Annotated in this window: 11 protein-coding genes and 2 tRNA genes; 8 read left to right on the top strand and 5 right to left on the bottom strand. The window is 73.8% G+C overall.

All coding sequences use genetic code 11. From position 1 onward, the window contains the following. Positions 1-116: 116 nt before the first annotated feature. Positions 117-779 (bottom strand): SLATT domain-containing protein, encoded by a 663-nt coding sequence (locus tag ACSNOC_RS24530; RefSeq protein ID WP_436749742.1) that lies wholly within the window; start codon positions 777-779, stop codon positions 117-119. 181 nt (positions 780-960) lie between these two features. Here ACSNOC_RS24530 and purD point away from each other — a divergent pair, with 181 nt between their 5' ends. The 5 genes from purD (at position 961) to ACSNOC_RS24555 (ending at position 7,980) form a co-directional block, all read left to right on the top strand. Continuing rightward, positions 961-2,247 carry a phosphoribosylamine--glycine ligase gene (purD, locus tag ACSNOC_RS24535; RefSeq protein ID WP_436749743.1) on the top strand — a complete coding sequence of 429 codons (1,287 nt, stop codon included), beginning with the start codon at positions 961-963 and terminating at the stop codon, positions 2,245-2,247. A gap of 214 nt (positions 2,248-2,461) precedes the next feature. Then, positions 2,462-4,024 carry a hypothetical protein gene (locus ACSNOC_RS24540; protein ID WP_436749744.1) on the top strand — a complete coding sequence of 521 codons (1,563 nt, stop codon included), beginning with the start codon at positions 2,462-2,464 and terminating at the stop codon, positions 4,022-4,024. A gap of 254 nt (positions 4,025-4,278) precedes the next feature. Continuing rightward, entirely contained in the window at positions 4,279-5,748 is a 1,470-nt protein-coding gene (locus ACSNOC_RS24545) for a N,N-dimethylformamidase beta subunit family domain-containing protein (protein WP_436749745.1), read from the top strand. Positions 5,749-5,840: 92 nt separating this feature from the next. Next, positions 5,841-6,755, top strand: a complete 915-nt coding sequence (locus ACSNOC_RS24550; protein WP_436749746.1) for a phosphoribosylaminoimidazolesuccinocarboxamide synthase — start codon at positions 5,841-5,843, stop codon at positions 6,753-6,755. Positions 6,756-7,383: 628 nt separating this feature from the next. After that, complete coding sequence (locus ACSNOC_RS24555) at positions 7,384-7,980, top strand: pentapeptide repeat-containing protein (RefSeq protein WP_436749747.1); 597 nt, start codon at positions 7,384-7,386, stop codon at positions 7,978-7,980. 62 nt (positions 7,981-8,042) lie between these two features. Here ACSNOC_RS24555 and ACSNOC_RS24560 read toward each other — a convergent pair. From ACSNOC_RS24560 to ACSNOC_RS24570, 3 genes are all read right to left on the bottom strand, one after another. Further along, a tRNA-Gly gene (locus ACSNOC_RS24560) sits at positions 8,043-8,115 on the bottom strand. A 78-nt stretch (positions 8,116-8,193) separates the two neighbouring features. Continuing rightward, positions 8,194-8,268 (bottom strand) — tRNA-Gly (locus tag ACSNOC_RS24565). An 87-nt stretch (positions 8,269-8,355) separates the two neighbouring features. Further along, on the bottom strand, positions 8,356-8,685 hold the full coding sequence (locus ACSNOC_RS24570; RefSeq protein ID WP_436749748.1) for a histone-like nucleoid-structuring protein Lsr2: 330 nt from the start codon (positions 8,683-8,685) through the stop codon (positions 8,356-8,358). 345 nt (positions 8,686-9,030) lie between these two features. On the opposite strand from ACSNOC_RS24570, the gene purS reads away from it, so the two are divergent. The 3 genes from purS to purL are packed head-to-tail and all read left to right on the top strand — an operon-like array spanning position 9,031 to position 12,244. Further along, positions 9,031-9,294, top strand: coding sequence for a phosphoribosylformylglycinamidine synthase subunit PurS (purS, locus tag ACSNOC_RS24575; RefSeq protein ID WP_436749749.1), 264 nt, complete (start codon positions 9,031-9,033; stop codon positions 9,292-9,294). Beyond that, complete coding sequence (gene purQ, locus ACSNOC_RS24580) at positions 9,291-9,977, top strand: phosphoribosylformylglycinamidine synthase subunit PurQ (protein ID WP_436749750.1); 687 nt, start codon at positions 9,291-9,293, stop codon at positions 9,975-9,977. The genes purS and purQ overlap by 4 nt, the downstream gene beginning before the upstream one ends. Beyond that, positions 9,977-12,244, top strand: coding sequence for a phosphoribosylformylglycinamidine synthase subunit PurL (gene purL, locus ACSNOC_RS24585; protein ID WP_436749751.1), 2,268 nt, complete (start codon positions 9,977-9,979; stop codon positions 12,242-12,244). Before purQ ends, purL begins: the two co-directional genes overlap by 1 nt. A gap of 38 nt (positions 12,245-12,282) precedes the next feature. Here the strand turns inward: purL and ACSNOC_RS24590 are convergent, their stop codons facing one another. Next, positions 12,283-12,792, bottom strand: a complete 510-nt coding sequence (locus ACSNOC_RS24590) for a hypothetical protein (RefSeq protein WP_436749752.1) — start codon at positions 12,790-12,792, stop codon at positions 12,283-12,285. Positions 12,793-12,871 lie beyond the last annotated feature (79 nt).

Consider the following 12,871-nt stretch of genomic DNA (forward strand, 5'->3'; position numbering starts at 1 on the left):
TCTGGACCAAAACCGCCGACGAAATCCTCGACAAGGTCGCCACCTACTGCCGACGAATCTCCGACTCAGGACACTAGCACCGCCGGCCCTTTCCGGGCCTTCACGTGCAGCCGCGTTCAGGGCCTCGGCGGCTCGCCGGGGCGCTGGCGGGGCATGCTCGGGCGCATCGGGTGCTCGCCGGGCACCCGGTACCGGCGCGGCTGGTCGCCCTCCGCCGCCGGCGGCCGGTCCGCCGCGCCCGCGCTCGCGCCCGCGCCGAACTCCCGCATCCACTCCGCCGTCTCCGTCCGCACCAGCTCCGTGACGTCCTCCGAGAACCGGCGCAGCACCGCGAGCCGCCGCTCGGCCGCCTCGCCCGGCCCCTCCGGCTCCCGCACCTCCTCGGCCACCCAGTCGTAGCGCAGCTCCGTCAGCCGCCGCCGCATCGCCTGCGCGGTCGCCACGTCCCGCATCCAGCCCGAGGTCAGCCCCAGGTAGCGGTCGCACCCCACGCACACCGCCGCGCCCAGCAGCGCCAGAAAGCCCCAGCGGGCCAGCCCCGCCCCCAGCAGCGGCAGCGCCACGCCGCACGCCAGGCCCGCCACCGTCCCGGCCCGCGCCAGCCGGGCGGCCCGCCGTTTCCACAACCGGTCCGCGAGATACCACTCGACGGTCCGCAGTGCCTCCGCCTCCGCCCAGGCGTAGAGCTGGGCCAGGCGCGCCGCGCCCGCTTCGCAGGCGCCGCCGACGCCGCCGACGCCCTCGGACTCCTCGGACCTCTCGAACTGATCAGGGTGCATAAGCGCATTTCTTACCGTTTCCGTTGCCTCCGCCGCCCGTTCCTCCGGCGCCGCGACGCGGGCGGGAACCCCGCCGGGACCGCCCACGACCCGCGGGAACCGGCGGCCGGGCCGTCGCACCCCGCTCCGCCTCCTCACCCGAAAGAGTGGGCCGGCGAGCACCGCCGTTAGGCTGCCCCGCGTGAGGATTCTTGTCATCGGCGGCGGCGCCCGCGAACACGCCCTGTGCCACGCACTCTCCCGCGACCCGGCCGTCACGGAGCTGCACTGCGCCCCCGGCAACGCCGGTATCGCCGCCGTGGCGACCCGGCACGAGGTCGACGCGCTCGACGGCGCGGCCGTCGCCGCCCTGGCCGGGCGCCTGGGCGCCGGCCTTGTCGTCATCGGCCCGGAGGCCCCGCTGGTGGCGGGCGTCGCGGACGCGGTGCGCGCCGCCGGGATCCCCGTCTTCGGCCCGTCCGGCGAGGCCGCGCGCCTGGAGGGCAGCAAGGCGTTCGCCAAGGAGGTCATGGCCGCCGCGGGCGTGCCGACCGCCCGCTCCTACGTCTGCGTCACCCCCGAGGAGGCCGACGAGGCGCTGGACGCGTTCGGCCCGCCCTACGTGGTGAAGGACGACGGCCTCGCCGCGGGCAAGGGCGTTGTGGTGACCGACGACCTCGAACGCGCCCGCGCGCACGCCCGCGCCTGCGAGCGCGTGGTCATCGAGGAGTTCCTCGACGGGCCCGAGGTCTCCCTCTTCGCGGTCACCGACGGCGAGACCGTCGTGCCGCTGGCCCCCGCCCAGGACTTCAAGCGCGCCCACGACGGCGACGCGGGCCCCAACACCGGCGGCATGGGCGCGTACTCCCCGCTGCCGTGGGCCGATCCCAAGCTCACCGACGAGGTGATGGAGTCCGTCCTGCGGCCCACCGTGGAGGAGATGCGCCGGCGCGGCACCCCGTTCGCCGGGCTGCTGTACGCCGGGCTCGCGCTCACCTCGCGCGGCGTGCGCGTCGTGGAGTTCAACGCCAGGTTCGGCGACCCCGAGACCCAGGTCGTGCTGGCCCGGCTGCGCACGCCCCTGGCCGGGCTGCTGCACGCGGCGGCCACCAACGCGCTGGCCGAGTTCCCGCCGCTGCGCTGGAGCGACGACGCGGCCGTCACCGTGGTCGTCGCGGCCGAGGGGTACCCGGAGGCGCCGCGCGCCGGCGACCCGATCGAGGGGCTGGCGGACGTCGTCGAGCACGACGGCCCCGAGGCGTACGTGCTGCACGCCGGGACCGCGCTCGACGCCAACGGCCGTGTGGTGAGCGCGGGCGGCCGGGTGCTGTCCGTGACCGCCACCGGGCCCGACCTCGCGCAGGCCAGGGCGCTGGCCTACCGTTCCGTCGCGCGCATCCGCCTGCCCGGCTCGCACCACCGCACGGACATCGCCGCCCAGGCGGCCGGTGCGGTTCCCTCCTCTGCCCAAAGCCCCACCATCGAGTGACCGTGGGGCCGACCCGCTGACGTGTCGGCCGCGCCGGAACTATGGTGCGGCGAAGCGACTTCCGCCGCGTCACCCGCCCTGCCACCGCGCCCTACGGCGTTCGGCTCACCGCGCATTGCGATGTCAGCGGCCGGTGCCACAGTGGGAGAGCCGCCGGCCTTTCGGGCCGCGCGGAGTGGGCACTCGTGGGGTTCGGCGAAGCGGAGGGCAGGGCATGGTGCAGCACGAAGCGTCGCGCGACCGCACACACTCCGCACAGGATCACGCCCTCGCCGTGCTCCGGGTGCGGAACAACGCGCTGGCCCTCGGCCTGCTGCCGACGGCCATCGCCGTGGTGCTGTTCGCCGGGAGCGGCGGTCCGGCCGCCGCGCTGCGCTGGCCCGCCGCGGCCGTCGCCGTCCTCTCCGGCGCGGTGGCCGCCGCGGCCGGGCTGACCATCGCCCGCGCCCGGGCCGCCGTCACCCCGACGATCGAGGTGACCGAGCGCGCGGCACCCGCGCTGCACGGGCTGATACGCGAGCTGGCGGAGCGGCTCGACGTGCCGCCCCCGAGCGCCATCGCCCTCACCCCCGACTGCGACAGCTGGCTGGAGGAGCCGCCCGGCCCGCCGCCCCGGCGCCCCGCCGGGGCCGTCGCCCCCGTGCTGGTCATCGGCTCCCCGTTCCTGTGGTGGATGCGCGTGGCGGAGCTGCGCGCGCTCCTCGCGCCCGTCGTCGCGGGCACCGGGCCCTCCGCGCACCCCGACATCGCCTCCGCGCGCCGCTGCCTGCGCGCGTGGGACGCCTGCGCCGGGCTCGCCACCGGCGTCTCACCGGTCCGCCACCCGCTGCTCGCCCTGTCCGGCCGCGTCGCCCGCACGATGCTGCGCGCCGCCGCCGGGCACAGCGCCGAGATGGAGCGCGGCGTCGCCGCCGCCGCGTCCGCCCGCGCCCAGCGGGTCGACCAGGGGCTGCGGCTCCTCGCCCAGGAGCAGGCCGGCCTCGCGTACGCGGGCTGGGACCGGCTGCTGACCCGCGTGGCGCTCCCCGCCTGGCGCATCGGCCGCTGGCCCAGGCGGCTCGACGCGGGCGCCGTCGCCGCCCTCACCGAGCTGTCCCGCCGCGACCGGCTGGCCGAGGGCTTCACCGAGCGGCTCGCCGAGCGCCCCGCCTGCGACCTGCTGGAGGAGCCCGGCGCCGTGGACGAGGAGATCTCCCGGCTCGCCGCCCGCCTCTTCCACGGCGTCCCGGCCGGTCCCGGCGCGGAGTGGGCGCCCGTCGACTGGTCCGGGTACCCGGAGGAGGTCGTGGACCGGATCTGGCGCGACCGCGCGGCCCGCCTCTTCGCCGTGCTGGACGCCGCCGAGACCCCGACCCTGGACCGCGCCCTGCGCGGCCTGGCCGACGCCGCCTCGGCCGCGCACGGCACGGACGCGCTCGCCGCCCGCCTCGGCGCCGACGCCGACGCCGCCCGCGCCGAGAGCCCGCCCGCCCCGCACCCGGCGAGCCCGCCCGGCGGCGCGACCCCCGTGGCGTTCCCGCTCCAGGCCCCGCGCAGCGACCGGGACCTCCTCGTCGAGCACGTGGCCGCCGCCGTCTGCTGCGCCGCCGCCGACACCTCCAACGCCGCCCCCGGGCTGGACTGGCTGGACGGCCCGGTCCTCCTCTTCGGCGGCCGGCGTCGCGACGACCTGTCGGTGCCCGTGCACCGCCTGGTCGACGACGGCGACCCGGAGCCGCTGCTGGACTGGCTCTCCGACGCCGGGGTGCGCCCCGACAAGCCGGTCCGGCTCGTCTGAGCGCGCCGCGCGTGCCGCCCGCGCCCCAGCGCGCGCCCGCGGGCGCCGGCGCGTGCCGCCCGCCCCGCCCATGCCCGAACTGGCAAGACACGCGGGACATTTCCCCTTCGCGGGGGCTCGACACCCTTCGCCCCCGGCGCCACTATCGGGCCATCACCTCCGGCCGATCCCCGCGACGAGCGGTGACCGTCCGCTTGCTATATGTGATGTGCTGGGTTCCGGCATTCACCGTCCGGAGGCGCAGGGAGGGGAGCTTGAGTCAGAGCACGGAGCGCATCCGGCGCTGGGAGTCCGGCACGTTCACGCACGCGGTCTCCGACCCGTTCGGACAGGGGCCGTTGCCCTGGCTCCGGGCCGGCGAGACCCACCTGTCCGGCAGCGGCCACGCCGCCCTGCCCGCCCAGGTCGCCCGGCACTCCGCCCGCCGGGGCCCGGGACCCCGCACCGCCGACGACTTCCAGTGCCAGATCAAGGGATTCGCGACGGACGGCGCCGTCGCCCCCGGCCGCCCGCTGGACTTCCGGGTCACGGTCGACCCGCCCGGCGAGTTCACCATCGACATCTACCGCATCGGCCATTTCGACAACGACGGCGCCCAGTTGCTCCTGCGCAGCCCCAAGCTCATGGGCATCCGCCAGCCCGCCCCGCTCGTCGCCGGCCGCGCCGTCTCCTGCCACCACTGGTGGCTCTCCTGGCGCCTCCAGGTCCCCACCGACTGGCGGCCCGGCGCCCATGTCGCCGTCCTCACCACGGCGGACGGCGAGTTCCGCTCGCACATCCCGTTCACCGTCCGGGACGACCGCCCCGCCGACCTGCTCCTCGTGCTCCCCGACATCACCTGGCAGGCGTACAACCTCTTCCCCGAGGACGGCCGCAGCGGCGCCAGCCTCTACCACGCGTGGGACGGCGTCGGCCGCCTGCTCGGCGAGCAGGACGCCGCCGTCAGCGTCTCGTTCGACCGCCCCTACGCCGGCTCCGGCCTGCCGCTGCACGCCGGGCACGCCTACGACTTCATCCGCTGGGCCGAGCGGTACGGATACGACCTCGCGTACACCACGGCCCGCGACCTGCACGCCGGACGCGTCGCGCCCTCCCGGTACCGGGGCCTGATCTTCTCCGGTCACGACGAGTACTGGTCGGCCCCCATGCGCCGCGCCGTCGAGGAGGCCCGCGACGGCGGCACCTCCCTGGTCTTCCTCTCCGCCAACACCATGTACTGGCAGGTGTCGCTCGGCCCGCTGCCCTCGGGCGACGAGGACCGGCTGCTGACCTGCCGCAAGCGCCAGGGCCCCGGCCGCCCGGTGCTCTGGCGCGAGCAGGGGCGGCCCGAGCAGCTCCTGCTCGGCGTCCAGTACGCGGGCCGCGTCCCGCGCCCCCACCCGCTGATCGTGCGCAACGCCGGCCACTGGCTGTGGGAGGCCACCGGCGCCCGCGAGGGCGACGAAGTGCCGGGCCTCGTCGCGGGCGAGGCCGACCGCTACTTCCCCCGCACCCCGCTGCCCGACTCGCTCAGCCGCGTCCTGCTCGCCCACTCCCCGTACCGCGACGCGTCCGGCGCCCGCCGCCACCAGGAGACGTCGCTGTACCGGGCGCCCAGCGGAGCCTGGGTGTTCGCGTCGGGGACCTTCGCGTGGTCCCCCGCCCTGAGCCGCCCCGGGCACACGGACGCGCGTATCCAGCGCGCCACCGCGAACCTCCTCGACCGCATCTGCAAACGGGACTGACGACGCCGCTCGCCCCCGCGACGAATCGGACACCGGCCTGCGTGACAATGGATCCGCGCGGCTCATCAACCCCAACCCAGCCAGGAGGCGCTGTGCCAGGATTCGTTGAGAAGCCCGAGCCCGTGCCGGTGCCAGGACTTGTGCACCTGCACACCGGGAAGGTGCGCGATCTCTACCGGAACGAGGCGGGCGATCTCGTCATGGTCGCCAGCGACCGCGTATCGGCCTACGACTGGGTGCTCGGCACCGAGATCCCGGACAAGGGCCGGATCCTGACCAAACTCTCGCTGTGGTGGTTCGACCAGCTCGCCGATCTCGTGCCGAACCACCTGATCTCCACCACCCCGCCCCCCGGCGCCCCCGCCGCCTGGGAGGGCCGCACCATGGTCTGCCGCTCGCTGCGGATGATCCCGGTCGAGGCCGTCGCCCGCGGCTACCTCACCGGCTCGGGCCTTGAGGAGTACCAGCGGGACCGCACGGTCTGCGGCCTCGCCCTCCCCGCGGGCCTGTCCGACGGCTCCGAGCTGCCCGGCCCGATCTTCACCCCCGCCACCAAGGCCGCCGTGGGCGACCACGACGAGAACGTGAGCTACGAGGAGGTCGCCCGCCAGGTCGGCGCCGACGTGGCCGCGAAGCTCCGCCAGACCACCATCGCGCTGTACAACCGCGCCCGGACCATCGCCCGCGACCGCGGACTGATCCTGGCCGACACGAAGTTCGAGTTCGGGCAGGCCGACGGCGCCGGCCCGGACGACCCGCTGGTCCTGGCCGACGAGGTGCTCACCCCGGACTCCTCCCGGTTCTGGCGCAAGGACGAGTGGGAGCCGGGCCGTCGGCAGAAGCCCTACGACAAGCAGTACATCCGCGACTGGCTGACCTCCCCCGAGGCCGCCTGGGACCGCACCGGCGACACCCCGCCCCCGGCCCTCCCGCAGGAGGTCGTGGACGCGACCCGCGCCCGCTACACGGAGGCGTACCGCCTGCTGACCGGCCAGTCCTGGGACTGATCCCTCCCGCCGCGCCGAGCCCCGTCCGCTTGGCGCGGCGTCAATCCGCCGACCGGGGGCCGTTCCCCCGCGAGGATGACGCCGGTCCGCGGATTCCTCTCCGGCCGGGTCCGCCACCGCCCCCGGCCCGGACCTGGCGAGACCCCGCGCGATCCGACCGGGGAGACACGGCCCGTCCCTTCCCCTGCCCGAGGTCCGGCACGCACACTCGCCGCATTGCCGCATCGTCCACGTACTCCCACCGCCGGGAAACGAGAACGCCCCGGCCACCACGCCTGGTCCCGCGCCCAGAAGGACGTACTCCCCGGACTCCGCCTCGGCGGGCCGACTGTGCCCATCGGGCGCCGGGGGAGCCGCAGGGGCCGGGCACCCCCTGGGAGGACTGACCGCCTCGTGGTGCCGCGCGACGAGCTGAAGGCCCGTGGAGACGGTCGTGGCCCCGGGCTGCCTCCCCGCCCGGTCGAGGCTGGGGCGCCCTGCCGGTCGCCCGCAGGAGTGAACAGGGGCCCGTCGGTGGCCCGTGCGCATCCCCCCTTCCGGGTGAATCCCACCGTCGTCCGCTCGCCGCTCCCACCGGGGACGCCCGCGACGGCCCGCCCCTCACTCGAATGCGTGGTCGGATACCTCCATGACCTCTGATTCCCGGCCCGAGATCGTGATCCGCGACGAGGACTGGTACGGCCGGGACCTCTCCGGCCGCCGCTTCGAGCACCATGCCTTCATCGACACCGACTGGACCGAGGTCGGCACCGAGGGGACGGTCTTCGACCACTGTTCCTTCGCCGGTGTCCGCTTCAACGCCTCGCGCCACACCGCCGCCGCCTTCACCAACTGCACGTTCCGGCACTGTGTCTTCTTCGACACCCACTTCACCGACTGCAAGCTGGTCGGCAGCGTCTTCCAGCAGTGCACCCACACGCTCTTCCGCGTCACCCGCGGCGACTGGTCCTTCACCGCCCTCCCCGGCGCCGACCTGCGCGAGGCGGTCTTCGACGGCGTCCGCATGCGTGAGGCCGACCTCACGGGTGCCCGGCTGGAGCGGGCCACCGTCACCGGCACCGACCTGTCCGGGGCGACGCTGCGCGGCGCCAGGCTCACCGGCGCCGATCTGCGCGGCAGCGACCTGACGAGCCTCGACCCGCTGACCGTCGAGCTGGCCGGCGCCAGGATCGGGCCGGAGCAGGCCGTGGTCATCGCCACCGCCCTCGGCCTCGACGTGACGTGACGGCGGCGCGCACGCATGCACGCCGAAGGGCCCGGTCCCTCAGGACCGGGCCCTTCGCACTGAGCGGACGACGAGATTCGAACTCGCGACCCTCACCTTGGCAAGGTGATGCTCTACCAACTGAGCCACGTCCGCATACGCACCACCCGTTACCGAGCGGGGCGACACCTACTGTACCTGATCCCCGAGCGTCCTCGGGACCGGGCCAGTGGCTGGAGCGGGTGACAGGAATCGCACACTGCGCCTCCCTCTTGGAAAGAGGGTGTTCTGCTACTGAACTACACCCGCGCGGCTCCGGGGGTTTCGGCCTTTCGGCCCTGCCCCGCGGCGCGCTCCAGACTCTAGCCGATCACCGGGGGTTGATGGCAAGTCGGCTCAATGTGCAGGCGCGTGGGCCTCGTTGAAGGCGTCGTAGACCTTCTTCGGGATGCGCCCGCGGGCCGGCACGCCCATGCCGTTCGAGCCCGCCCAGGCGCGGACGGTCCTGGGGTCGGGGGCCACCTCCGTGTGGTGGAACGTCTTGCCGGACCGGGCGCGCTTGCGTCCGGCCTCCACAAAGGGGGCGAGAACGGTCCGCAGTTTCTCCGCGTTGCGCGGGCTGAGGTCGATCTCGTACGTCTTTCCGTCAAGTCCGAAGGCGACCGTTTCCGACGCTTCCCCGCCGTCGATGTCGTCGGCGAGGGTGACCACTACACGCTGTGCCACGGGTATCGGTCCTTCCTGGAGGCTCGCAACCGTGCGACGGCGCCGGGCACTGTCACCGGCGATTCGCCTGCCGCGATGCTGACGCTCCCACTAGTTCGCGACTATGGTTCTTTTATTTGTATGCACACGGGCAGTTAATGCCGGTCAATGAATTCCCCGCCCGTGGCGTCGTTCCCCCACCGGGGACCTTACTTTTTCTTGGCCGTTTCTTGGAGGCGTTTTCTGTCCTCGATACCTTAACGTGACCGAATCTGGTCTTTCTACCCGCGTAGATTTCTCGGCCGGGTACGCTGAGCCCGTGCGGGCGTATCGCACAACACCATCGCACCACCACCGGGAGTACCAGTGGCTCGCGTCGTAGTCGACGTCATGCTCAAGCCGGAGATCCTCGACCCCCAGGGCCAGGCGGTGCAGCGCGCACTGCCCAGGCTGGGCTTTGACGGCGTCCGGGACGTCCGTCAGGGCAAACGGTTCGAGCTGGAGTTGGACGGTCCGGTCGACGACACCGTTCTCGACCGCGTCCGGGAGATGGCGAGGACCTTTCTCGCGAACACCGTGATCGAGGACTTCGAGGTCCGTGTCGAGGACGCGGAGGGGGAGTCCCGGTGACTACTCGTGTGGGAGTCGTCACATTTCCCGGCTCGCTCGACGACCGTGACGCACAGCGCGCGGTAAAGCTCGCCGGGGCCGAGCCCGTCGCGCTCTGGCACGGCGACACATCGCTCCGGCAGGTCGACGCCGTGATCCTGCCCGGCGGATTCTCCTATGGCGACTATCTCCGCTGCGGGGCCATCGCCCGTTTCTCTCCCGTGATGGAGACGATCATTGAACAGGCCCGGGACGGGCTGCCCGTCCTTGGCATCTGCAATGGCTTCCAGGTGTTGTGTGAATCGCACCTTCTGCCCGGCGCGCTGACGCGCAATGATCACCTCCACTTCATCTGCCGCGATCAGCGCCTGCGCGTCGAGAACGCGGACACCGCCTGGACGCGCGACTACGCCGTGGGCGACGAGATCACCGTCCCGCTGAAGAACGGCGAGGGCGGCTACGTCGCGGACGAGCGCACCCTGGACGAGCTGGAGGCCGAGGGCCGCGTCGTCTTCCGCTACCTCGACGTCAACCCCAACGGATCCCGCCGCGACATCGCCGGCATCACCAACCCCGCGGGGAACGTCGTCGGTCTCATGCCGCACCCCGAGCACGCCGTCGAGGCCCTGACCGGCCCGACGACCGACGGCCTCGGCTTCTTCACCTCCGTCACCACCTCGGTTCTCAGGAAGCTGGTCGCCTGATGCCCGGAACCTCCCCCGCTCTCGACACCGTCAAGCACGCCGCGAGCACCCCGCACACCGCCCAGCCCTGGGCCGAACTCGGCCTGAAGCAGGACGAGTACGAGCGCATCCGCGAGATCCTCGGGCGCCGCCCGACCGGTGCCGAGCTCGCCATGTACTCGGTGATGTGGTCGGAGCACTGCTCCTACAAGTCCAGCAAGGTCCACCTGAGGCAGTTCGGCGAGAAGGCCCCGGCCAGCGACGCCCTCCTGGTCGGCATCGGGGAGAACGCGGGCGTGGTCGACGTCGGCCAGGGCTACGCGGTGACCTTCAAGGTCGAGTCGCACAACCACCCCTCGTACATCGAGCCGTACCAGGGCGCCGCCACCGGCATCGGCGGCATCGTCCGCGACATCCTCGCCATGGGCGCCCGCCCGGTCGCGGTGATGGACCCGCTGCGCTTCGGCGCCGCCGACCACCCCGACACCCGCCGTGTCCTGCCCGGCGTCGTCGCCGGCATCGGCGGCTACGGGAACTGCCTGGGCCTGCCCAACATCGGCGGCGAGGTCGTCTTCGACCCCTGCTACCAGGGGAACCCGCTGGTCAACGCCCTGTGCGTGGGCGTCATGCGGCACGAGGACATCCACCTCGCCAAGGCGTCCGGCGCCGGGAACAAGGTCATCCTCTACGGCGCCCGCACCGGCGGCGACGGCATCGGCGGCGTCTCCGTCCTCGCCTCCGAGACGTTCGACGACAGTGGGAAGCCCGCCAAGCGCCCCGCGGTCCAGGTCGGTGACCCGTTCCAGGAGAAGCTGCTCATCGAGTGCACCCTGGAGGTCTTCGCGGAGAAGCTGGTCGCCGGGATCCAGGACCTGGGCGGCGCCGGCCTGTCCTGTGCCACCTCCGAGCTGGCCTCGGCCGGCTCCGGCGGCATGCGGATCGACCTCGACGCCGTCCCGCTGCGCGACTCCTCGCTCTCCCCGGAGGAGATCCTGATGAGCGAGTCGCAGGAGCGGATGTGCGCCGTCGTGGAGCCGGACAAGGTGGACCGGTTCCTGGAGATCTGCGCCAAGTGGGACGTCATCGCCACCGTCATCGGTGAGGTCACCGAGGGCGACCGGCTGGAGATCTACTGGCACGGCGAGCAGATCGTGGACGTGCCGCCGCGCACCGTCGCCCACGAGGGCCCGGTGTACGAGCGGCCGTACGCGCGCCCCGACTGGCAGGACGCCCTCCAGGCCGACGACCCGGCCCGGCTGCCCCGCCCGGCGGACGGCGCCGAGCTGCGCGCCCAGGCGCTGGCGCTCGTCGCCTCGCCCAACCAGGCCGCCAAGACGTGGATCACCGCGCAGTACGACCGGTACGTGCTGGGCAACACGGTGCTCGCCCAGCCCGAGGACGGCGGCATGATCCGCGTGGACGAGGAGAGCAACCTCGGCGTGGCCATCGCCACCGACGGCAACGGCCGCTACGCCAAGCTGGACCCGTACGCGGGCGCCCAGCTGGCGCTGGCCGAGTCGTACCGGAACGTCGCCGCCACCGGCGCCCGCCCGCTCGCCGTCACCGACTGCCTGAACTTCGGCTCGCCCGAGGACCCGGCCGTCATGTGGCAGTTCGCGGAGGCCACCCGGGGCCTGGCCGACGCCTGCCGGACGCTGGGCACCCCGGTCACCGGCGGCAACGTCTCGCTCTACAACCAGACCGGTGACACCGCCATCCACCCCACGCCCGTGGTCGGCGTGCTCGGCGTCATCGACGACGTGACGCGCCGCACCCCGATGGCGTTCGCGGAGGAGGGCCAGCTCCTCTACCTGCTCGGCGACACCGCCGAGGAGTTCGGCGGCTCGGCCTGGTCCCAGGTGGTCCACGGCCACCTCGGCGGCCTGCCGCCCCGCGTCGACCTGGAGCGGGAGCGGCTGCTGGCCGAGATCCTGATCGCCGCCTCGCGCGACGGCATGATCGACGCCGCCCACGACCTGTCGGACGGCGGTCTGATCCAGGCGGTCGTGGAGTCGTGCCTGCGGGGCGGGAAGGGTGCCCGGCTCGTCGTGCCGGACGGCCTGGACGCGTTCACGTTCCTGTTCTCCGAGTCGGCCGGCCGCGCGATCGTGGCCGTGCCGCGCGGCGAGGAGGTCCGTTTCACGGACATGTGCCGCGCCCGCGCCCTGCCGGCGGCCCGGGTGGGCGTGGTCGACGGGGACGCCGTCGAGGTGCAGGACGCGTTCACCATCGGGCTCGACGAGCTGCGCGAGGCGCACGAGCGGACGCTGCCCGCGCTGTTCGGCTGACATCTCGGCCGCCGCCCCCTCCGGCGGTCAGCGCCGGCTCACCGGCCCGGCTTGGTCTCGTACCGGGGACCCAGGTCGGGCCGGTCCGTGCCCTGCAACTCGGTCGCGAGCCGGTGCACCGACACCAGGTCGTGCAGCAGCACCCGGGTCCGCTCGTCGGACAGCCCGGCCGTGCGGGCCACCTCCTGCGCGTACACGGCCTCCCCGCCGTGCCGCCGCTCCGCGTCGCCGAGCGCCTGGAAGACCTGCTCGTGCTCCGGGCCGTACTCGGGGCGGCCCCGCCCGGTGAACGTGCGCCCCACGGGCGGCTCCGGCCGGTCGGCCTCGCGGGCCGCCGCGACGTCCTGCTGCTCGCTGCGCTGCTTGCCGCGCTCCAGCGGCTCGATCTTCTCCTCGTGCGTCAGCGAGGAGCGGTGGGACACATGGGTCCGCTGCTTCGACGCGCCGGTGGTGGTGCCCCGGCCGCTGGGCCGCTCGCCCACCCGCTCGGCCTCGCGCGCCCACGTGCGCCGCTGGTCCTCGTCGCCCTCCATCTTCTTGCGCACCATGTCACGCCTCCCTGTCGCGGTCGAGCTCTTCCTGGATCGGCGGCTTGGGCACGTCGCGCAACTGCTCGGCCTGCCCCTG

The organism is Streptomyces sp. URMC 129, assembly GCF_051386415.1.
GTDB lineage: Bacteria > Actinomycetota > Actinomycetes > Streptomycetales > Streptomycetaceae > Streptomyces.

What these genes read in the sequence shown, in the direction of transcription:
- ACSNOC_RS24555 (WP_436749747.1), top strand. Translation starts at nt 7,384, where the DNA reads ATGACCTCTGATTCCCGGCCCGAGATCGTGATCCGCGACGAGGACTGG.
- ACSNOC_RS24590 (WP_436749752.1), bottom strand. Translation starts at nt 12,792, where the DNA reads ATGGTGCGCAAGAAGATGGAGGGCGACGAGGACCAGCGGCGCACGTGG.
- ACSNOC_RS24530 (WP_436749742.1), bottom strand. Translation starts at nt 779, where the DNA reads ATGCACCCTGATCAGTTCGAGAGGTCCGAGGAGTCCGAGGGCGTCGGC.
- ACSNOC_RS24540 (WP_436749744.1), top strand. Translation starts at nt 2,462, where the DNA reads ATGGTGCAGCACGAAGCGTCGCGCGACCGCACACACTCCGCACAGGAT.
- purL (WP_436749751.1), top strand. Translation starts at nt 9,977, where the DNA reads ATGCCCGGAACCTCCCCCGCTCTCGACACCGTCAAGCACGCCGCGAGC.